Source organism: Burkholderia cepacia (assembly GCF_029962485.1).
Taxonomy (GTDB): domain Bacteria; phylum Pseudomonadota; class Gammaproteobacteria; order Burkholderiales; family Burkholderiaceae; genus Burkholderia.
In genome coordinates this window covers 1,312,092-1,333,461 of sequence record NZ_CP073638.1, presented here as the reverse complement: position 1 = coordinate 1,333,461, position 21,370 = coordinate 1,312,092, and the positions used below count along the sequence as shown (strand labels likewise).

17 protein-coding genes are annotated in these 21,370 nt (G+C 66.2%); 13 read left to right on the top strand and 4 right to left on the bottom strand.

The features are described from left to right. Positions 1–9 precede the first annotated feature (9 nt). The 8 genes from KEC55_RS22280 (at position 10) to KEC55_RS22245 (ending at position 8,445) form a co-directional block, all read left to right on the top strand. A complete protein-coding gene (locus KEC55_RS22280; protein WP_282510826.1) occupies positions 10–861 on the top strand; it encodes a DNA-methyltransferase in 852 nt (283 codons plus the stop codon). Positions 862–901: 40 nt separating this feature from the next. Continuing rightward, complete coding sequence (trpA, locus tag KEC55_RS22275) at positions 902–1,717, top strand: tryptophan synthase subunit alpha (protein WP_282510823.1); 816 nt, start codon at positions 902–904, stop codon at positions 1,715–1,717. Positions 1,718–1,781: 64 nt separating this feature from the next. Beyond that, positions 1,782–2,654 (top strand): acetyl-CoA carboxylase, carboxyltransferase subunit beta, encoded by an 873-nt coding sequence (accD, locus tag KEC55_RS22270; RefSeq protein ID WP_176045916.1) that lies wholly within the window; start codon positions 1,782–1,784, stop codon positions 2,652–2,654. Between the two features lie 99 nt (positions 2,655–2,753). Beyond that, positions 2,754–4,064, top strand: coding sequence for a bifunctional tetrahydrofolate synthase/dihydrofolate synthase (folC, locus tag KEC55_RS22265; RefSeq protein ID WP_282510819.1), 1,311 nt, complete (start codon positions 2,754–2,756; stop codon positions 4,062–4,064). 29 nt (positions 4,065–4,093) lie between these two features. Further along, positions 4,094–4,921 carry an SPOR domain-containing protein gene (locus tag KEC55_RS22260; RefSeq protein ID WP_282510818.1) on the top strand — a complete coding sequence of 276 codons (828 nt, stop codon included), beginning with the start codon at positions 4,094–4,096 and terminating at the stop codon, positions 4,919–4,921. A gap of 6 nt (positions 4,922–4,927) precedes the next feature. After that, positions 4,928–5,422 (top strand): CvpA family protein, encoded by a 495-nt coding sequence (locus KEC55_RS22255; RefSeq protein WP_027782633.1) that lies wholly within the window; start codon positions 4,928–4,930, stop codon positions 5,420–5,422. Between the two features lie 51 nt (positions 5,423–5,473). After that, a complete protein-coding gene (purF, locus tag KEC55_RS22250) occupies positions 5,474–7,006 on the top strand; it encodes an amidophosphoribosyltransferase (RefSeq protein ID WP_282510816.1) in 1,533 nt (510 codons plus the stop codon). Positions 7,007–7,254: 248 nt separating this feature from the next. Beyond that, positions 7,255–8,445, top strand: coding sequence for an O-succinylhomoserine sulfhydrylase (locus KEC55_RS22245; RefSeq protein ID WP_282510815.1), 1,191 nt, complete (start codon positions 7,255–7,257; stop codon positions 8,443–8,445). Positions 8,446–8,567: 122 nt separating this feature from the next. Here KEC55_RS22245 and KEC55_RS22240 read toward each other — a convergent pair whose 3' ends face one another. From KEC55_RS22240 to KEC55_RS22230, 3 genes are read right to left on the bottom strand one after another with little or no spacing between them, the layout of a single operon-like run. After that, positions 8,568–9,524 carry an NAD-dependent epimerase/dehydratase family protein gene (locus tag KEC55_RS22240; protein ID WP_282510814.1) on the bottom strand — a complete coding sequence of 319 codons (957 nt, stop codon included), beginning with the start codon at positions 9,522–9,524 and terminating at the stop codon, positions 8,568–8,570. Then, positions 9,511–10,557 (bottom strand): GDP-mannose 4,6-dehydratase, encoded by a 1,047-nt coding sequence (gene gmd / locus KEC55_RS22235; RefSeq protein WP_282510812.1) that lies wholly within the window; start codon positions 10,555–10,557, stop codon positions 9,511–9,513. The genes KEC55_RS22240 and gmd overlap by 14 nt, the downstream gene beginning before the upstream one ends. Before the next feature lie 35 nt (positions 10,558–10,592). Further along, positions 10,593–11,657, bottom strand: coding sequence for an acyltransferase family protein (locus KEC55_RS22230; RefSeq protein ID WP_282510809.1), 1,065 nt, complete (start codon positions 11,655–11,657; stop codon positions 10,593–10,595). 492 nt (positions 11,658–12,149) lie between these two features. On the opposite strand from KEC55_RS22230, the gene KEC55_RS22225 reads away from it, so the two are divergent. The 3 genes from KEC55_RS22225 to KEC55_RS22215 are packed head-to-tail and all read left to right on the top strand — an operon-like array spanning position 12,150 to position 18,303. Continuing rightward, on the top strand, positions 12,150–14,342 hold the full coding sequence (locus KEC55_RS22225; protein ID WP_282511384.1) for a hypothetical protein: 2,193 nt from the start codon (positions 12,150–12,152) through the stop codon (positions 14,340–14,342). A gap of 26 nt (positions 14,343–14,368) precedes the next feature. Next, positions 14,369–15,835, top strand: coding sequence for a flippase (locus tag KEC55_RS22220; protein WP_282510808.1), 1,467 nt, complete (start codon positions 14,369–14,371; stop codon positions 15,833–15,835). Beyond that, positions 15,832–18,303 carry a glycosyltransferase family 4 protein gene (locus tag KEC55_RS22215; RefSeq protein ID WP_282510806.1) on the top strand — a complete coding sequence of 824 codons (2,472 nt, stop codon included), beginning with the start codon at positions 15,832–15,834 and terminating at the stop codon, positions 18,301–18,303. Before KEC55_RS22220 ends, KEC55_RS22215 begins: the two co-directional genes overlap by 4 nt. 381 nt (positions 18,304–18,684) lie before the next feature. On the opposite strand, the gene KEC55_RS22210 is transcribed toward KEC55_RS22215, so the two are convergent. Beyond that, complete coding sequence (locus KEC55_RS22210; protein WP_282510805.1) at positions 18,685–19,863, bottom strand: acyltransferase family protein; 1,179 nt, start codon at positions 19,861–19,863, stop codon at positions 18,685–18,687. 108 nt (positions 19,864–19,971) lie between these two features. Between KEC55_RS22210 and KEC55_RS22205 the strand changes: the two genes are divergently transcribed. After that, the gene (locus tag KEC55_RS22205) at positions 19,972–20,223 is read left to right on the top strand and encodes a hypothetical protein (RefSeq protein WP_282511509.1); all 252 of its coding nucleotides are present in this window, start codon (positions 19,972–19,974) and stop codon (positions 20,221–20,223) included. Positions 20,224–20,452: 229 nt separating this feature from the next. Then, positions 20,453–21,340 carry a UTP--glucose-1-phosphate uridylyltransferase GalU gene (gene galU, locus KEC55_RS22200; RefSeq protein ID WP_034185830.1) on the top strand — a complete coding sequence of 296 codons (888 nt, stop codon included), beginning with the start codon at positions 20,453–20,455 and terminating at the stop codon, positions 21,338–21,340. Positions 21,341–21,370 lie beyond the last annotated feature (30 nt).

The following is a 21,370-nucleotide window of genomic DNA, read 5'->3' as shown; positions in this document are numbered from 1 at the left end:
CCCCGACCGATGCGTGATCTGATCGAAGAGCCGGGCGGCGGGGCCGCGAGCGAGGCGGAGGCGGTTCAGCCCGCCGCCGCGGTGCCGCGCGCGCTGCCGTCCGGTATCGAACTGCATAACCGCGATTTCCTGACCGATGCCGTGCACCTGCCGGATGCGTCGATCGACCTGATCGTCGCCGATCCGCCGTACGGGCTCGGCAAGGACTACGGCAACGACTCGGACAAGCGTTCGGGCGACGATTTCCTCGCGTGGACGCGCGAGTGGCTCGAGCTCGCGATTCCGAAGCTGAAGCCGAGCGGGTCGATGTACATCTTCTGCACATGGCAGTACGCGCCGGAAATCTTCAGCTTCCTGAAGACGCAGCTCACGATGGTCAACGAGATCATCTGGGACCGGCGCGTGCCGAGCATGGGCGGCACGACGCGCCGTTTCACGTCGGTGCACGACAACATCGGCTTTTTCGCGGTTTCCAAGGCGTATTACTTCGATCTCGATCCGGTCCGCATCCCGTACGACGCCGATACGAAGAAGGCCCGCTCGCGCAAGCTGTTCGAAGGCAGCAAGTGGCTGGAGATGGGCTACAACCCGAAGGACGTCTGGTCGGTCTCGCGCCTGCACCGGCAGCACGCGGAGCGCGTCGATCATCCGACCCAGAAGCCGCTGGAAATCATCGAGCGGATGGTGCTCGCAAGCTGCCCGCCGGGCGGCCGCGTGCTCGATCCGTTCATGGGCAGCGGCACGACCGCGGTGGCCTGCGCACGGCAGGGGCGCGACTTCGTCGGCTACGAGATCAACGAAAGCTATTGTGCGATCGCGCACGAGCGCGTGAACGCGCTCGCTGCGCCGGCGTGCGCGTGAATCGCGCAGCCGCGTCGCCGAAGCATTGAGGAAAATTGCCATGTCCCGTATTCAGCAAACCTTCGCCGCACTCGCCGAACAAGGCCGTAAGGGCCTGATCCCGTTCATCACGGCCGGCGACCCCGATCCCGCGAAAACCGTCGAATTCATGCACGCGCTCGCCGCAGGCGGCGCGGACGTGATCGAACTCGGCGTGCCGTTCTCGGACCCGATGGCCGACGGCCCCGTGATCCAGCGCTCGTCGGAACGCGCGCTCGCGCGCGGCGTCACGTTGAAGAGCGTGCTCGCCGACGTGAAGCGCTTTCGCGAAACCGACCCCAAGACCCCCGTCGTGCTGATGGGCTATGCGAACCCGATCGAACGGATGGGCGTCGACGCGTTCGCGGCCGAGGCGCAGGCGGCCGGTGTCGACGGCGTGCTGGTCGTCGACTATCCGCCGGAAGAGGCGGGTGTATTCGCCGAAAAGATGCGCGCCGCGCAGATCGATCCGATCTTCCTGCTCGCGCCCACGTCGACCGACGAACGCATCGCCGACGTCGGCAAGATCGCGAGCGGCTACGTGTATTACGTGTCGCTCAAGGGCGTGACCGGCGCGGGAAATCTGGATGTTTCGAGCATTGCGGGTAAAATCCCGGCCATCAAGTCGCGCGTGCCGGTTCCGGTGGGCGTCGGCTTCGGTATCCGCGACGCCGAAACGGCGCGCGCGGTGGCCGAAGTGTCGGACGCCGTCGTGATCGGCAGCCGCCTCGTGCAGCTGCTCGAAAGCGCTGCGCCGGACGCTGCCGCCGCCACGCTGAAGGCTTTCATCGCCGAGCTGCGTGCCGCCCTGGACGGCGCGGGCAAGACGGCGCGATAAACACAACACAGGAAGCGGGAACGGGCCATGCGGCCCGGCCCGCCACGGAACAGGAAACCATACGATGAGCTGGCTCGACAAACTGTTGCCGCCGAAGATCAAGCAGACCGACCCGAAAAGCCGCAAGGGCATTCCGGAAGGCCTGTGGGTCAAGTGCCCGTCCTGCGAGGCCGTGCTGTACCGCAACGACGTGGACGCGAACCTGCACGTGTGCCCGAAGTGCGATCACCACATGCGCATCGGCGCGCGTGAACGCCTCGACGGGCTGCTCGATCCGGAAGGCCGCTATGAAATCGGCCAGGAAATCGTGCCGGTCGACACGCTGAAGTTCAAGGACAGCCGCAAGTACCCCGATCGTCTGAAGGAAGCGATGGACGAGACGGGCGAGACCGACGCGATGGTCGTGATGGGCGGGGCGATCCACACGCTGCCCGTCGTCGCGGCCTGCTTCGAGTTCTCGTTCATGGGCGGCTCGATGGGTTCGGTCGTCGGCGAGCGCTTCGCGCGCGGCGCGCAGAACGCGCTGGAACAGCACGTGCCGTTCATCTGCTTCACGGCGTCGGGTGGCGCACGGATGCAGGAAAGCCTGCTGTCGCTGATGCAGATGGCGAAAACCACCGCGATGCTGACCAAGCTGGCCGAAGCGAAGCTGCCGTTCATTTCGGTGCTGACCGACCCGACGATGGGCGGCGTGTCGGCGAGCTTTGCGTTCCTCGGCGACGTCGTGATCGCCGAGCCGAAGGCGCTGATCGGCTTTGCCGGCCCGCGGGTGATCGAGCAGACGGTCCGCGAGAAGCTGCCGGAAGGCTTCCAGCGCGCCGAATTCCTGCTGAAGACGGGCGCGATCGACATGATCGTCGACCGTCGCAAGCTGCGCGACGAGATTGCGCAACTGCTCGCGCTGCTGCAGCGACAGCCGGCCGACGCGCTGGCTTGACCGGCGCAAGGTGTGAACTCTGCGCGTCGCCTGGCTTCAGCGTCAGGCGGCGCGCTTCGTTTTTTGGCGTAGTGGCGGTACCGATCCAGATTTGATCCGATGAGCACTTTTCCCACTCTCGACGCGTGGCTTTCGCATCTCGAACGCGCGCACCCGGTCGGCATCGACATGGGCCTGACCCGTATCGGGCAGGTCAAGGCGGCGCTGCAGCTCGAATTCGCCTGCCCCGTCATCACGGTCGGCGGTACGAACGGCAAGGGCTCGACCTGCGCGTTCCTCGAGACGATCCTCGTGCGCGCGGGCTACAAGGTCGGCTGCCATACGTCGCCGCACCTGCTCGAATTCAACGAGCGCGCACGCGTGAACGGGCAGAACGTCACCGACGCTGAGCTGCTGCCGCACTTCGAGGCCGTCGAAGCCGCGCGCACGTCGCTGCCCGAGCCCGTGTCGCTCACGTATTTCGAATTCACGACGCTCGCGATCCTGCACCTGTTCGCGTCGCGCGGGCTCGACGCGGTGATCCTCGAAGTCGGCCTCGGCGGCCGGCTCGACGCGGTCAACATCATCGATACCGATTGCGCGATCGTCACGAGCATCGACATCGACCACACCGAATATCTCGGCGACACGCGCGAGAAGATCGCGTTCGAGAAGGCCGGGATCTTCCGCGCGGGCACGCCGGCGATCTGCGGCGATCCGGCCGTGCCGCAAACGCTGATCGACCACGCAGAAGCGATCGGCGCCGACCTGTGGCTCGTCGGCCGCGATTTCCGCTACGAAGCGCAGGCAGGCTCGGAGCGCCAGCAGTGGAGCTACCTCGGCCGCGAGAAGCGCTATCCGGCACTCGCGTATCCGGCGCTGCGCGGTGCGAATCAGCTGATCAATGCATCGGCCGCGCTCGCCGCGCTCGAGGCGCTGCGCCCGGTGCTGCCGGTGTCCGCGCAGGACATCCGGCTCGGGCTCGCCAACGTCGAGCTGCCGGGGCGTTTCCAGGTGCTGCCCGGCAAGCCGGCGATCGTGCTCGACGTCGCGCACAACCCGCATGCATCGGCCGTGCTCGAGCAGAACCTCGGCAACATGGGCTTTTTCCCGTACACGTATGCGGTGTTCGGCGCGATGCACGACAAGGACATCGATGGCGTGCTGCAGCACCTGAAAGGCGAGATCGACCACTGGTGCGTGACCGACCTGCCGCTGCCGCGCGCGGCCTCCGCGGAGCAGCTCGAAGCCGCGCTGCGCAAGGCTGGCGTGGAGGAGGGGCCCGATTCCAGCGTGACGCGCTACGCGTCGCCTGCAGAAGCGTTTCGCGATGCACTAAAAAGAGCATCCGAGAATGATAGAATCGTGGTTTTCGGCAGTTTCCATACGGTTGCCGGCGTGCTGGCCTACCGTAAATCGCAGCAACACTGACTGACGGGCAGTTTCGGACTCAGCCATTCATGGGAATTTTCTCCTTCGGCAAAAAAGACGACGACGCGCCCCCGCGGCGCGGCGGTCGCACCGGGACCTCCCGGAACGTGCGCACGGAGCGCACCACTGAACGCGTCGAGCGCCGCTCGCGCCGCACCGAGCGTCCGGAATCGGACGCGCTGCTCCTCGATCCGACCCTTCCAGAAAAGCAACGCGCACGCCGTCGCCTCGTCGGTGCGATCGCGCTCGTTGTGGCAGCCGTGATCGTGCTGCCGATGGTGCTCGATTCGCACCCGAAGCCTGTCACGGACGATATCGCGATCGACATCCCGAACCGGCCCGCGCACCAGGCGGTCGCGCCGCGTGATGACGATGCGTCCGACGTGCAGGCGGGCGTCGCGCATGACGAACCGCCGGCCTCCGACACGGCCGTTGTGGCCGCACCGGCGCCGGTGCCGGCGCCCGCACCCAAGCCGGCCGCGAAACCCGATACGACGGCCACGGCGAGCGTGACGCCGCCGAAGCCGGCCGCCCCCGTGACGAAACCGGCTGCGCCGAAGCCTGCGCCCGCGACCGTCGCGAATGCCGACGCCGCGAGCCCGGACAGCGGTGACGCATCGTCGCCGGCATCGCCGGCCGGTGCGCGCTTCGCGGTGCAGCTCGGTTCGTTCAAGGACGACGCGACGGCCCGTTCGTGGGCCACCAAGTTGAAATCGGCGGGCGTGCCCGCATATGTCGAGCATCGCAAGCAGTCGGATGGCAGCACGGCTACACTGTTGCGTGCGGGCCCGTTCGCGGATCGCTCGGCGGCCTCCGCCGCGATCGCGAAGGTGCGCGAAGCCGGTCTGACGCAATAACGCACGATGCTGACGGCTTTCGACTACGCTGTATTGGCGGTGATCGTGTTGTCGGCGCTGCGCGGTGCGTGGCGCGGCTTCGTGTCGGAGATATTCGGGCTGATCGGCTGGATTGCGGCGATCGTGATCGCGGGCCGCTACGTCGGGCTGGTCGTGCCGTACATTCCGGCGAACTGGCCGGGCGGCGCGCTGACGCAATGGGTGATCGCCTTCGCGCTGCTCGTGATCGGCGTCGTGCTGGTCGCCGGTGTCGCCAACGCGCTGCTGTCGCGGATCGCGCAGGCGAGTGGCCTGGGCGGCGTCGACCGCTCGCTGGGCATGATGTTCGGGCTCGTCCGCGGCTGTGTGCTGGTGGTGCTGCTGGTCGCGGCGGCCGGGCTGACCGAACTGCCCAAACAGGATTTCTGGCGCAATGCGCTATTGCGTCCTTTCGCCGAACAGGGCGTGCACGAGCTGAAGCAGCTCCTGCCCGACGGCATGGCCCAGTACGTACGCGTGTGACGACGCGGCCGGGCAGGACGGAACCGATTTTGTCATTCTGAAGGACATGCCATGTGCGGCATCGTAGGCGTTATCTCCCAATCCCCGGTCAATCAGCTGATCTATGACAGCCTGCTGCTCCTGCAGCATCGCGGTCAGGACGCGGCGGGCATCGCGACGGTGGACGGCAGCAATTTCCACATGTACAAGGCGAACGGCATGGTGCGCGACGTGTTCCGCACGCGCAACATGCGCAGCCTGCCCGGCACCTACGGCATCGGCCAGGTGCGTTACCCGACGGCCGGTTCGGCGTCGAGCGAGGCCGAAGCGCAACCGTTCTACGTGAACGCGCCGTTCGGGATCATCCTTGCACACAACGGCAACCTGACGAACTGGCAGCAACTGAAGGACGAGATGTTCCGGATCGATCGCCGGCACATCAACACCAATTCCGACAGCGAAGTGCTGCTCAACGTGTTTGCGCACGAGCTGCAACTGTCGACCACGGGCCTCGAGCTCGACCCGGCCTCGGTGTTCAAGGCGGTCTCCGGCGTGCATCGCCGCCTGCAAGGTTCGTATGCGATCGTGTCGCTGATCGCCGGCTACGGCCTGCTCGCGTTCCGCGATCCGTTCGGCATCCGCCCGCTGTGCATCGGCAAGCTCGAAACGGAACACGGCACCGAGTGGATGGTCGCGTCGGAGTCGGTGGCCGTCGAAGGCATCGGTTTCGAATTCGTGCGCGACGTGCAGCCGGGTGAAGCGATCTTCATCGATCCGGCCGGCAACTTCCACAGCCAGCAGTGCGCGGAGCAGCCGACGCTGAATCCGTGCATGTTCGAATACGTGTACCTCGCGCGTCCGGATTCGTGCCTCGACGGCGTGCCGGTCTACAACGTGCGCCTGCGCATGGGCGACTATCTCGCCGAGAAGATCAAGCGCGAACTGCCGAACGTGCCGATCGACGTCGTGATGCCGATTCCCGATTCGTCGCGCCCGGCCGCGATGCAGGTCGCCGCGAAGCTCGGTGTTGAGTATCGCGAGGGCTTCTTCAAGAACCGCTACGTCGGCCGTACGTTCATCATGCCGGGGCAGGCCGTGCGCAAGAAGTCGGTGCGCCAGAAGCTCAATGCGATGAGCATCGAGTTCAAGGACAAGAACGTGCTGATCGTCGACGACTCGATCGTGCGCGGCACGACCTCGCATGAAATCGTGCAGATGGCGCGCGATGCGGGCGCGAAGTCGGTGATCTTCGCGTCGGCGGCGCCGCCCGTGAAGTTCCCGAACGTGTACGGTATCGACATGCCGACGCGCGGCGAGCTCGTCGCACACGGCCGCACCGACGAAGAAGTCGCGAAGATGATCGGCGCCGACCACCTGATCTACCAGGACGTCGACGACCTGCGCCGCGCGGTGCGTGACATCAATCCGAAGCTCGAAGGTTTCGAGGCATCGTGTTTCGACGGCAACTACATCACCGGTGACGTGACGCCCGAGTATCTCGATACGATCGAGCGCGCGCGTCTCGCGCCGGCGTCGCAGGCCGATCGCGATACGGCCGGCGACACCGAGCGTTCGCAGATGAACCTGCAGCTGTCGGTCGAGTGACACCGGCGCACGCTTCCGGCGAGGCGTGATAGGATGTGGCCTTGCGTCGATTTGATATCAGCTTGCGGACGCGGGGCGACTTCCCAAAACAGCTAAAGCGAAGGCCGGTGGCAACCGGCCCGAGTCGATCGCTGTCGTACCGCACCTAAGCCCGCTGATGCAGACGCATAGCGGGCTTTTTGTTTTTTTGGCCTGGTTTTGATCTGGCCTGCGCGTCGCGCGTGGCCATCGGATACGGAAAACGGAACATGGACGACTCCCTCAACTTCGACACGCTTGCCGTGCGCGCAGGCACGCTGCGCAGCGACTTCAACGAACACTCGGAAGCGCTGTTCCTCACGTCGAGCTTCTGCTTCCAGAGCGCGGCCGACGCGGCCGAGCGCTTCGCGAATTCGGAAGACTACTTCACCTATTCGCGCTTCACGAACCCGACCGTCACCATGTTCCAGGAGCGTCTCGCGGCGCTCGAGGGCGGCGAGGCATGCATCGCGACGGCGTCGGGGATGGCCGCGATCATGTCGGTCGTGATGTCCGCGCTGCAGGCCGGCGACCACCTCGTCAGCTCGCGCAGCCTGTTCGGCTCGACGCTCGGGATGTTCTCGCAGATCTTCAGCAAGTTCGGGATCACGACGACCTTCGTCGACCCGACCGACCTGAACGCATGGCAGGAAGCCGTGCGGCCGGAAACGAAGATGTTCTTCCTCGAGACGCCGTCGAACCCGCTGACCGAACTCGCCGACATCGAGGCGATCGGCAAGATCGCGAAGGCCGCGAACGCGCTGTTCGTCGTCGACAACTGTTTCTGCAGCCCGGTGCTGCAGCAGCCGCTGAAGCTCGGCGCGGATGTCGTGATGCACTCGGCGACGAAATTCCTCGACGGCCAGGGCCGCGTGCTCGGCGGCGCGCTGGTCGGCTCGAAGGAATTCATCATGGGCAAGGTGTTCCCGTTCGTGCGCAGCGCGGGCCCGACGCTGTCGGCGTTCAACGCATGGGTGCTGCTGAAGGGAATGGAGACGCTGTCGCTGCGCGTCGAAAAGCAATCGGCGAACGCGCTGGAGATCGCGCGCTGGCTCGATTCGCATCCGGCCGTCGCGCGCGTGTTTCATCCGGGGCTCGAATCGCACCCGCAGCACGAACTCGCGAAGCGTCAGCAGAAGGCGGGCGGGGCGATCCTGTCGTTCGAGCTGAAGGGCGACACGCCCGAACAGCAGCGCGCGAATGCATGGCGCGTGATCGACAACACGACGCTGATCTCGATCACCGGCAACCTCGGCGACACGCGTACGACCATTACGCATCCGGCGACCACCACGCACGGCCGCATCACGCCGGAAGCGCGCGCGGCAGCAGGGATCACCGAAGGGCTGATCCGCTTGTCGGTCGGCCTGGAGGATGCGGGCGACCTGCGCAAGGACCTCGCGCGCGGGCTGGAAGGCTGAGCGCGGCATGTCACGCATGTCGTGACGTGATTTGACGTGAAGATGGAAGAAGGGCCGTTCGCTTGCGCGAACGGCCCTTCTTTTTCGTGTCGATGAAGTCGCGCGGCGTGGCCGGTGCGACGTCAGTCAGCGTGCGTGTCGTTGCGCATCGCATCGACCATCCATCGCAGCGTTTCGTCGAGCGGCGTGACGGGCAGCTCGCCCACCGCGCGCCGCAGCTTGTCGCGCGACCCGGAGAGGCGCTTCACCTCGTTGTGCCGCACGAAACGCGGATCGATCGTCACGTCGATCACGTAGCCGGCGATGCGCGACAGCATCGCCAGCACTTCCTTCAGCGAATACGCGCGCTCCGAGCACACGTTGAACGTCTCGCCGGCCGGCGCGGCTTCGACCAGCTTCAGATAGGCGGCCGTCACGTCGCGCACGTCGGAGAAATCGCGGCTCACGTCCAGGTTGCCGAGCGAGATCCGCGGCGCGTTGCGCGCGTAGTGCGCGACGAGCTTCGGCAGCAGGTACGCGTCGCTCTGGCCGACACCCGTGTAGTTGAACGGCCGCGCGATCACGATCGGCAGCCGGTCGGCCCACAGCTTCGCCGCGTATTCCATCGCGAGCTTGCTGACCGCGTAGTCGTTTGCCGGGGCTGGCGCGACGGTTTCGTCGAGCACACCGGCCGTCGAATTGCCGTAGATGTTCGCACTGCTTGCCATCAGCACCGCCGCAGGGCGGTGGTCGAGGCCCGCGAGCGCGGCCAGCAGGTTGCGCGTGCCGACGATGTTGACCGCGTAGGTTTGCGACGGCTCATCCTGTGCGACATGGGCGCGCGCGGCGAGATGCACGACCGCATCGGGCCGTGCGTCGGCCGCGGCTGCGCGCATGGCATCGGCGTCCAGCAGGTCGACGGGCAGCAGCGTGCAGTGTGCGAACGCCGGATCGTCGGGGCGCGGCACGCCGGGCGCGACCGTGCCCCAGACTTCATAGCCGGCCGCCTGCAGGCGTTCGGCCATGTAGCGGCCCGTGAAGCCCGTCAGGCCCGTGACGAACGCACGGCGCGACGGGCGTCCGGTTTCAGAACGTGTCATGGTGTTGATTCCGCGTCAAATCCGCTTCGACCATCATCTGGCAAAGTTGTTCGAGCGTCGTCTCCGGTACCCAGCCAAGTTTGGCTTTAGCCTTGTCCGCGCAGCCGATCAGCAGGTCGACCTCGGCAGGGCGGTAGAACTTCGGGTTCACCTGGACGAGCACGTTGCCGGTCGCCGCGTCGAGGCCGCGTTCCTGCTCGCCCTTGCCGGTCCATTCGATCTGGTAGCCGGCCGCCGCGAACGCCATCCGAACGAAGTCGCGCACGGTCTCGGTACGGTTGGTCGCCAGCACGTAGGTGTCGGGCTCGTCGGCCTGCAGCATGCGCCACATGCCTTCGACGTATTCGAGTGCAAAGCCCCAGTCGCGCTTCGCATCGAGGTTGCCGAGCTCGAGGCGCGTCGCCTTGCCGAGCTTGATCTTCGCGATCGTGTCGGTGATCTTGCGCGTGACGAACTCGCGGCCGCGCAGCGGCGACTCATGGTTGAACAGGATGCCGCTGCTGCCGAACAGGCCGTACGACTCGCGGTAGTTCACGGTCATCCAGTGCGCGTACAGCTTCGCGACGCCGTACGGGCTGCGCGGATAGAACGCGGTCGTTTCGGTTTGCGGAATCGCCTGCACCTTGCCGAACATCTCCGACGTCGATGCCTGGTAGAAGCGCGTCTTCGGGCTCACGACACGGATCGCCTCGAGCAGGTTCAGCGGGCCGATGCCGGTCACTTCGGCGGTCGTCGCCGGCTGGTCGAACGATACGCCGACGAAGCTTTGCGCGGCGAGGTTGTACAACTCGTCGGCCTGCGTGCGTTCGAGCAGGCGCAGGCTCGAGCCGGCGTCGGTCAGGTCGTGTTCGACGAGCGTGAGGTTCGGGTGCGTGTCGACGCCGAGCTCGGCGATGCGCCAGAAATTCACCGAGCTGGTGCGGCGGTAGGTGCCGGTGACCTCGTAGCCCTTGTCGAGCAGCAGCTTGGTCAGGTACGCACCGTCTTGCCCCGAAATCCCGGTGATGATGGCCTTTTTACGAGTTTGGCTCATGGCGTTGTCCTGGTAGAAACGATGGATGGTGAAATTCAGGCGGTCGTGCCGGCGGCAGCCGGCAGCGCGCGGCGTGCGGGGCCGCGCGTCAGGCGCCGTTCGAAGCCGTACCAGCTCAGGGTCGCGTAAGCGAGCGTGATCGCCAGCGCGAGCACGGCCGTGACGAAGCGGTTCAGGTGCAGCGGCCAGAGCGCGTACAGCACGCTCAGGTGGATCAGGTACACGGTGTAGCTGACGGTGCCGACGTAGACGAGCATCGGGTTGGTCAGCACGCGTTGCACGAGGCCGCGGCCGCGCAGCGCGATCACGACGATCGACGTGCACAGCAGCAGCGAGATGCTGTAGAGCGCCGCATTCGACAGCGGCGTGTTGGCGGCGCGGAAGCGCGGGAACGACAGGTGCAGCCAGCCGAGGATCGCGAGCGACACGAGCGCGCCGACGATCGCGAGCGGGTAGAACGGCTCCAGCGCGCGCCGGTCGCGGCGCAGCACGATCGCGAGCAGTGCGCCGGCCGCGAGCAGGTCCATCCGGAACGGCGTCAGGTAGTAGATCGGCCAGAACGAGTCGAACCACGGCGTCGCGATCGCACGCAGCACGGGGGCTGCCACGACCAGCGCGGCGGCGACCCACAGCAGCGCACGCTCCGAGCACCACAGCACGACGAACGGCCAGAAGATATAAAACTGCTCCTCGACCGCGAGCGACCACAGCACGTTCAGGCTGTCGTGGCCGATGCTGCCGAGCGATAGCCCGATGTTGGTCGAGAAAAACGCAAACCAAGGCCAGTGCGGCAGCCAGCTCGCGCCGAACAGGATCGTCGACACCACCAGCAGCAACACGTACGGCGGCAGGATGCGGCGCACGCGGCGCGCATAGAAGTGGCTGAAGTACGACTGCCCGCGCGCCTTGCGATCGAGCAGGATGCCGGTGATCAGCAGCCCGCTCAGCACGAAGAACAGGTCGACGCCCATCCACAGCGGCGCTTTGAGCGCGTGCTGCAGGAACACGGCGCCCACCGCGATCGCGCGCAGCCCGTCGAGCTGCACGATGCGGCCGTGTTGCGGCGGGGTCAGGTCAGCGGGTCGCGAGATGCCCGTCATCGCGCCGCTCCTTTGCGACGCGCGGCGGGGGCCGCGGCGTGTCGCACATCCGATGCGTGAACGTAATGCATGCCTTTAAATGAAATATCGAGTCGAAATCGATTCTAGGGAAAAGAAATCGGCAAAAAAACGCGCGTCATTTATCTGACGGAAAACATTCAAATGCCGATTATTCCGGTCGCGAGATGAAAGGTTGGTGCCCGGACAGCCCTGACAGGCGGTGCGGAGCGGCATTTTCTACGCGATGGCGGGCGAAAGGCGGTCGTTATTGCCGTTTCCCGATGCGATTTTCTGCCTGTTCCGGTTCGATATTTCAGGCAGAAACATCCCCAAATATTTCCAAATTTCTTGTGATTATTTTTGCTTGTAACCTGCATCGCGACGTTTGAAACCCATTAAGCGACAGGGCGTGCCGGCGGCAGTCCGCGGCGATGCCGGTCGCTGTTGCATCAAGTCTGGAGAAGCGCATTGCGACGTCTGATTCTGGTAGGCATGACGGTAAGCGCGGCGCTGCTGACGAGCGCCGCGCCGGCCGAAACGGTGTTGCCCGCGACGACGTCGTGGATCGGCAACACGTTCGGCTATGGAGACGGCAGCTGGACGCAGATCGACATCCGCGCGATTGCGGTGACGCCTGAAGGCAAGGTGTATACGAATGCGCCGTGGGACGAGAGCGGGGCTGAGGCGAGCGTCTACCAGGACGGGAAGATGCTCGGTTTCGCCGGCGGCACGCACGGTTGGGGCAATCTCGGCGGCAACGCGATCGCCGTGAACAGCAAGTACGCGTATGTGGCGATCGGCGTCGGCAACGAGCGCGGTCACCTGCAGTCGCCCGGCATCTGGCCGGACAAGGGCAAGCAGTGGTTCGGCATCTCGCGGCGCACGATCGGCGACATGAAGCAGCCCGCGCCGTTTCGCGCGTCGCCGCAGGTCGCACCGGGCGGGCGCGCCGATGCCGGCCGCGCGCGGATGGCCGCGAGCTTCATGATGATGAACGAGGTGGCGGCCCCCGCGCGCTCGGAAGTGGGCGAGGCGAAGGCGGAAGTGGGCGGCCTCGCGGCCGACGACAAGACGCTGTTCGCGACGAATCCGTCGCGCGACGTCGTGGATGTCTACGACGCCGAGACGATGCAACAGAAGGGAACGTGGAGTGCGCACGAGCCGGGCCGCATCGCGCTCGCGGGTGACGGCACACTGTGGCTGCTGACCGATACGCTGAGCGGGCCCGCGCATCTCGTGCACGTGCGTGCCGACGGCCGCAAGCTCGACGACGCGCCCGCGCTGCCGGAAGGCACCGACGCGGTGGATGTGGCGGTCGACGCGAAAGGGCGCGTGCTCGTCGCGGACAACGGGCCGCGCCAGCAGATCCTGATTTTCTCGAAAGGCGGCAAGGGCTATGCGCAGTCGGGCACCTTCGGCGAGCGCGGCGGCATCTTCGCGGGCCCCGTGCCGGGGCGGCCGGGGCCGCAGCGCTTCAACGGGCTGACGGGCGTCGGCGTCGACCGCGCGGGCAACATCTATGTGTCGATGAACGGCATCGGGCCGCGCCACGACACGATCGGCGCCGGGCTCGGCGCGGTGCTCGAAAGCTACACGCCGGACGGCAAGCCGCGCTGGCAGGTGCAGGGGCTGCTGTTCGTCGACGGCGCGTGGCTCGACCCCGCGCGGCCGAACAGCGTGTACACGGGCAACAAGCGCTTCGAGCTCGACCTGTCGAAGCCGCCGGGCCAGGACTGGAAATACGTCGGCTTCCTGTCGAACCGCTTCAAGTATCCGGACGACCCGGTGTTCCATACCGACCAGTGGCCGGGCATGCCGATCGCGCGTCGCCTGGACGGCCGCACGTTCCTGTACCTGACCGACATGTACGCCGATCACCTGAAGATCTACCGCTTCGACGCGAAGCGCGACGGCGAGGTCGCGATTCCGTCGGGCCTGATCGCGGGCCGCGCGCGGCCGGTCGACAAGGTGCCGAACAAGCCGCCGGGCGGCGACTGGCTGTGGCGCGACGCGAACGGCAACGGCCGGATCGATGCCGACGAGGCCGAGATCAACACGACCGGCAAGGCGAAGGCGGGCGGCTGGGGCTGGTGGGTCGACACGAAGGGCGACATCTGGCGCACGAGCGACGTGCGCGGCATCCACCGCTTCCAGTACGGCGGCGTCGACAAGGCCGGCAACCCGATCTACTCGTACGACAAGGTCACGACCTACCCGATGCCGCAGCCGTTCACGCAGCTGCGCCGCGCGATCTACGAGCCGCAGACCGACACGCTGTACGTGACCGGCTACACGGCCGACGCACCGCCGCAGCCGGGCATCAACAAGGAAGTGGGACGCGTGCTGATCCGCTTCGACAAGTGGTCGACAGGCTCGCCGGTCGTGCGCTACCAGGTGGCGCTGCCGTGGAAGCTCGATGCGAAGCCGATCTTCGACCTGATCGGGATCACGGTCGAGGGCCGCTACATCTTCACCGTGGAACCGGTCGGCAAGATCCACGTGTACGACAAGGACACCGGCAAGGAAGTGGGCGTGATGAGCCCGGGCGCCGAGGTCGGCAAGGCATCCGGCTGGGTCGACGTGCCGTTCGGCATCAGCGCGTTCCGGCGCGAGAACGGCGAATACCTCGTGTTCGTCGAGGAAGACGCGCGCGGCAAAGTGCTGATGTATCGCTGGAAACCGTGACGAACGACGTCACACAAGGCATAAGCATGGACAAAGGCATACTCAAGAACGTTTCGATCAACTTCGTCGGGCTGATCCTGCCGACCTTCGTGTCGCTGGTGACGGTGCCGGCTTATATCCACGCGCTCGGCGTCGAGCGCTATGGCGTCGTCAGCCTCGTGTGGACGCTGATCGGCTATTTCGGGATCCTCGATCTCGGGATGAGCATGGCCGCGCAGAACCACATCTCGAAGGCGCTCGCGAGCGGCAACGCCGACGAAAGCGCACGCGTGTTCTGGAGCGCGTTCTGGCTGAATCTCGGCACCGGCATCGTGGGCGGGCTGCTGATCTATTTCGGCGCGTTCATCTATACCGCGTACTTCACGAAGGTCTCGGCCGCGATGCAGCACGAGGTGTATCTCGCGCTGCCGTGGCTTGCGCTCGCGATTCCGCTCGCGAACGTGTCGTGGGTGTTCGCCGGCGCGATCAACGGCGCCGAGCGGTTCGGCGTGTTCAACACGAACCAGACGATCGGCACGTTCCTGTTCCAGTTGCTGCCGCTCGCCGCCGCATGGTGGATCGCGCCGAACCTGCAGACGGTGCTTGCAGCGGCCGTCGTCGCGCGCCTGATCGCGGCGGTGATGCTCGGCCAGGCCAGCATCAAGGTGCTCGGGATCCGGCGCATCGATCCGCCGCAGTGGGGCACCGCTAAAGGGCTGTTCAACTTCGGCGGCTGGATGCTGATCGCGAGCACCACGAGCATGATCGCCGACACGCTCGACCGCGTGATGCTCGGCGCCGGCATGGGGGCGAAGTTCGTCACCTACTACACGGTGCCGCAGAACCTCGTCACGCGCCTGAACATGCTGCCGAACGCGCTCGTGCGCACGCTGTTCCCGCGCCTGTCGGCGGTGGGCCGCGACCACGCGGACACGCTCGCGCGCCAGTCGCTTGAATTCCTGAACGGCGTGTTCACGCCGGTCGGCATCGTCGCGATCTTCGCGCTCGCGCCGTTCCTCACGCTGTGGGTCGGCTCGGATCTCGCCGCGCATTCGGCGCCGGTCGGCCGAGTGCTGGTGATCAGCGTGTGGCTCGTCGGCCAGGCGAGTGTCACGCGGATCCTGATCCAGTCGCAGGTCAATCCGGCCCGCGCGGCGTTTGCCGGGCTCGTCCAGATGCCGTTCTTCGTCGGTGGCCTGTGGTTCGGCATCCATCACTTCGGACTGGTCGGCGCGGCGGTGGTCGTCGCGGCGCGCGCGTTCGTCGACTACGGCGTGCTGCTGTACCTGTCGGCGATCCGGATGCGCGCGATCGTGCTCGACATGCTCGCTCACCTCGCGTTCCTGCTGGCGAGCCTGTTCCTGGCGCAGGCATGGCCGGGGCTCGGCGAGTCGATCGGCATGTGCGCGATCGTGCTCGTACTGAACGTCGCGTGGTCGCTCACGATGACGCCGGGGCTGCGCGCGCTCGTGCGCGACCTGTTTGTCCGTCTCAATGCGAGGAAAACCGTATGAATCGCGATCTGGCGGAACACGCCGTCTTGAATCTCGCCACGGCCGATGCCGCCGTGGCCGAAGCCGGCGATGTCGCCGCCCTGCGCCGGCCCATGCCGGCCGGGCGTGCCAGCGCGCGGCAGCCGTCGCGTGCGCTGCGCGTGGCGATCGTCCACGACTGGCTCGTCACCTATGCCGGCGCCGAGCGCGTGCTCGAGCAGCTCGTCGCGTGCTTTCCCGACGCCGACCTGTTCAGCCTCGTCGATTTCCTCGACAACCGCGCGTTCGTGCGCGGCAAGCCGGTGACGACGTCGTTCATCCAGAAGCTGCCGTTCGCGCGCACCAAGTACCGCAGCTACCTGCCGCTGATGCCGCTCGCGATCGAGCAGCTCGACGTGTCCGAGTACGATCTCGTGATCTCGAGCAGCCATGCGGTCGCGAAGGGCGTGCTGACGGGGCCGGACCAGGTGCACATCAGCTACGTGCATTCGCCGATCCGCTATGCGTGGGATCTGCAGCACCAGTATCTGGAACAGTCGAACCTCACGCGCGGGCCGAAATCGCTGCTTGCGCGGATGATCCTGCACTACATCCGTAACTGGGACACGCGCACCGCGAACGCGGTGGACGGTTTCGTCGCGAACTCCGCGTTCATCGCGCGGCGCATCAAGAAGGTCTACCACCGCGACGCGGCCGTGATCTTCCCGCCGGTCGACGTCGACGCGTTTTCGCTGAACGCCGAGAAGGACGATTTCTACCTGACCGCGTCGCGGATGGTGCCGTACAAGAAGATCGACCTGATCGTCGAGGCCTTCTCGCGCACACCGGAGCGCAAGCTCGTCGTGATCGGCGACGGCCCCGAGATGCAGAAGATCCGCGCGAAGGCCGGCCCGAACGTCGAGATCATGGGATACCAGCCGTTCGCGGTGCTGCACGACCGGATGCGGCGTGCGAAGGCGTTCGTGTTCGCGGCAGAGGAGGATTTCGGGATCTCGGTCGTCGAGGCACAGGCCTGCGGCACGCCGGTGATCGCCTACGGCAAGGGCGGTGCGCTCGAAACCGTGCTCGACCCGCAATCGGACCTGAACCCGACCGGGCTGTTCTTCGACGAACAGACGCCGCACGCGATCGTGGCGGCCGTCGACGATTTTGAACGCGCGCCGCAGCGCTTCACGCCGACTGCCTGCCGCACGAATGCGGAGCGGTTTTCCGCCGATACGTTCCGGCGGCGCTTCCTCGATTATGTCGAGGCGGCGCTGCCCGGCTCGACCGCGCAGCGCGGCACGGCGATCGCGCCGATGCCCGCCGCGCGCGGTCCCGCGACGCTCGTGCTCGACCAGAGCGGCGTGCTCGGCGGCGCCGAGCTGTCGCTGCTCGAGATCATGAAGCACATGCGCGCGAACGCCGACGTGCTGCTGTTCGACGACGGCCCGTTCCGCGCGGCGCTCGACGAGATCGGCGCGCGCGTCGACGTGGTCGACCAGGGGGCGCTTGCGGGGGTGCGCAAGCAGGGCGGCGTGTCGCTCGGCGCGGTGAAGCAGCTCGTGCGGCTGGTGCGCGATGTCGCGCGCCGCGCACGCCGTGCCGAAGTGATCTACGCGAACACGCAGCGCGCGATGGTGGTTGCGGCGCTGGCTGGGCGGATCGCACGCAAGCCGGTGGTCTGGCACCTGCGCGACATCGTCAGCACCGACCATTTCGGCAGCAAGCAGTTGCTCGCGATCAAGTACTGCGCGCGGTTTGGCATCACGCGCGTGATCGCGAACTCCGACGCATCCGCGCAGGCGTTCCGTACGCTGACGGGCTTCACGCCGCAGCACGTCGACGTCGTGTTCAACGGCATTTCGGCCGAGCCGTTCGATGCGCTGGAAGGGGTCAGCCAGGCCGCGCTGCGCGCGCGTCTCGGGTTGCCCGAGCACGCGTGGCTCGTCGGTTCGTTCAGCCGTCTCGCACGCTGGAAGGGGCAGCACGTGCTGCTGGAGGCGGCTGCGCGGCATCCCGACATGCATGTGGTGCTGGTCGGCGCGCCGCTGTTCGGTGAGGACGAATACGCGGCGCAGCTGCACGAGTACGTCGCGCGCCATGCGATGGACGACCGCGTGCATTTCCTCGGGTTCCAGCGCGACGTGGCCGCCTGCATGACGGCGGTCGACGTCGTCGCGCATACGTCGATCACGCCGGAGCCGTTCGGGCGCGTGATCGTCGAAGGGATGCTCGCGCGCCGGCCGGTCGTCGCGGCTCGCGCGGGCGGCGTCGTCGAGATCATCGAGGACGGCGACAACGGGCTGCTCTGCGAGCCGGGCGATGCGACCGCGCTGGCCAACGCGCTGGATACGCTGAAGCGCGACGGTGCGCTGCGCGAGCGGCTCGTCGCGAGCGGGCGCGCGACGGCGGTGCGACGGTTCGGCACCGAGACCTATGTGGAGCGCGTCGAGAAGATCCTCTCGGATACGGCGAAGGCCGCGAAGGCTGCGAAGTCGAAGAAGTAGTAGCCGTCGCCGGCGCGCGCCGGCGGGAAACGAGCCCTCATGCGGCGAAGCGCCGTGTGGGGGCTTTGCTTTTCAGGGTGCCTGGCTTGTCGGGCGAATGGCGGGCAGGCGGTTTGCGCGGTGCGGGAGGTGTGTGGGGTGCGAGGTGTGCGGTGCGGGATCGACCGATCGCGTTTCGATGGCGATCCTGAAGCGACAACCCGCGCCGGGGCAGTCACGTGGCGGAAACAGGCCGGAGGCGGCCCACGCGGGCCGTAGCGCCGTCGGACGGCAGCGGGCTGCCCATCCCCGCGCAACCCGGCATGCAACCGCGTGCCGGCCATGAAAAAGCCCCCGCGCGGCCCAACACCGCACGGGGGCTTCGACAGCCTGCCGATCGCGTCAGACGGCCCGTTCGGGCGCCGGCGCGACGACGCGGGCCGGGCGCGTCGGCTTGAAGCTGGCCGACCACATCATCGCCGGCCGTTCGAACATCCGGTAGAACAGGTACGCGACCGGGATCGCGGCGGCCATGAACGCGAACGACGGCCAGATCGACAGTTGCAGTTCGGAGTGGAACAGCACCGAGCCGAGGCAGACGAACAGCGGCAGGTGGACGAGGTACAGCGAGTAGCTGAAGTCGCCGAACCAGCTCAGCACGCGCAGCGGCGGCGTCGGGCGCGGCGGGCGGGCGAGCGCACGGTACAGGAAGCACGCGAAGCCTGCCGACCACAGCTGGAATGCACCGTACTGGCCGAAATGGAACGCGCCACAGCCGGCGGCCAGCAGCACGGCGGCCGCGACGTACCACGCACGCGACGGCACGGTGGCGGCCGCGCCGCGCGCCTGCTGCGCACGCACGTCGGCGATCCACGCGCCGATCGTCCAGGACAGCCAGTACGACGTGAAGAACTGCAGGTCGTGCCGCTCGAGCAGCCACGCCGACGCGACGTTGACGAGCGCGATCGCGGCCACGACGGCCGGCATGCCGATGCGCCGGCGCAGCGCGAACAGCAGCGGGTAGATCGCGTAGAACTGCACCTCGAGCGACAGCGTCCACAGCGCGCCGTTCGATCCGTACGTGTAGCCGGCCATGCCTTGCAGCGAGAACAGGTTCACGAGGAACGCGACGATGCCGACGTCGCGGATCTTGTGGCTGACGGGCTCGATTTGCAGGCTGACCGAGTCGAGCGCGAGCGTGAACAGCAGCGCGGCGAGCAGCACCGGGTAGATGCGCGCGAACCGGCGTACCCAGAAGTTCGGCGCATCGAGCCGGTACGCGGGATTGGCCGCGAGCTTGAGCGCCGCGTTGCGGTGGATGCAGTAGCCGCTGATCACGAAGAAGATCGGCACGCCGGCGGAGCCCCACGCGAACGGGAAGGTCAGGTAGCCGGCGATCACGCTCGGGTTCAGTGCATGACCGTAAGCCTGATGGAAGCTCTGCATGCCGACCCAGACGACTTGCCGGCAGTGGAAATAGGCGACGAGCAGCGCCGCGAAGCCGCGCATCGCGTCGATCACGTGTTCCTTGTGATCGGCGACAGGCGGCGCGGTCAGAGACGATCCGCTGAAAGCTTGCATGCGATTCGATTCCTTGCGACGGATGGAGGGGATGTTTCATCCAATCGTAATGCGCAAGAATTCGATCAATGAATAAAAAAATCTCGCCCGGAAATAACGGTATTCCACATGATGGGTTTATCCCGGTCTGAAAGCGGTTCCGCAGGCGCGTCAATTATTTACCGATTTTTTTCTGATAGTTTGAAGCTCCAGTTGATTGATGCAAGGAGCGGCAAGATGGACATGCATTGGATCGCGAGCGCTGCAGTATTGCTGGTCATGGCCGTGCTGTCGGCGTACCGCGAGGCGCTGAAGAACGAACCGATTCGCCCGGGTCTCGAACGGGGCGGCGTGCCCTATATCGAGGAATTTGAATCGTAAGGATTTGTATCCGGAAAATCGGTAATTTGTTTCTGCCTCGGCACTCGGTCCGGCAATATCGACCGAATGGAAGGGATTATATTTTTTTCGGAATCATTGGGCAATCGTCCATATCGATAATGAGCGGAGTGGAATTGGCAGTACCGTCGATTCTCGATATGCCGTTCGGAACACAATCGCGCCGGGTCGCTGGTCGACGCGGCGCAGTCAACGCAATCAGGATGCGAACATGTTGAAAGTCACCAAGGCCGTGTTCCCCGTTGCCGGTCTCGGCACGCGGTTCCTCCCGGCAACGAAGGCGAGCCCGAAGGAAATGTTGCCCGTCGTCGACAAGCCGCTGATTCAGTACGCGGTCGAGGAAGCGATCAACGCCGGTATCACCGAGATGATCTTCGTCACCGGGCGCAGCAAGCGCGCGATCGAGGATCACTTCGACAAGTCGTACGAGATCGAGGCCGAACTCGAGGCGCGCGGCAAGGAAAAGCTGCTGGAACTCGTGCGCGGCATCAAGCCGAGCAACGTCAATTGTTTCTACGTGCGTCAGCCGGAAGCACTCGGCCTCGGCCATGCGGTGCTGTGCGCGGAGAAGCTCGTGCACGGCGAGCCGTTCGCGGTGATCCTCGCCGACGACTTGCTGCACGGCGAGCAGCCGGTGCTCAAGCAGCTCGTCGACGTGTTCGACCACTATCACAGCTCGGTGATCGGGGTCGAGACGATCGCGCGCGAGGACAGCCGCTCGTACGGCGTCGTCGAAGGCCGCGAATGGGAAGAGGACGTCATCAAGCTGTCGGGCATCATCGAGAAGCCGGCGCCCGAAGATGCGCCGTCGAATCTCGGCGTGGTCGGCCGCTATGTGTTCATGCCGACGATCTTCGATCATCTGCGCAAGCTCAAGCCGGGCGCCGGCGGCGAGCTGCAGCTGACCGATGCGGTCCAGTCGCTGCTCGCGAACGAGCAGGTGCTCGCGTATCGCTACTTCGGCACGCGCTTCGACTGCGGCAGCAAGATCGGCTATCTCAAGGCTACCGTCGAGCTCGCGCTCCAGCATCCGGAAGTGAGCCGCGAATTCGAGGCGTACCTGCGTACCTGCTTGCCCGCGCTGGCTGCTGTCGCATAAGCAGCTGCGCGCTCCGTTGTTTCAGGTGGT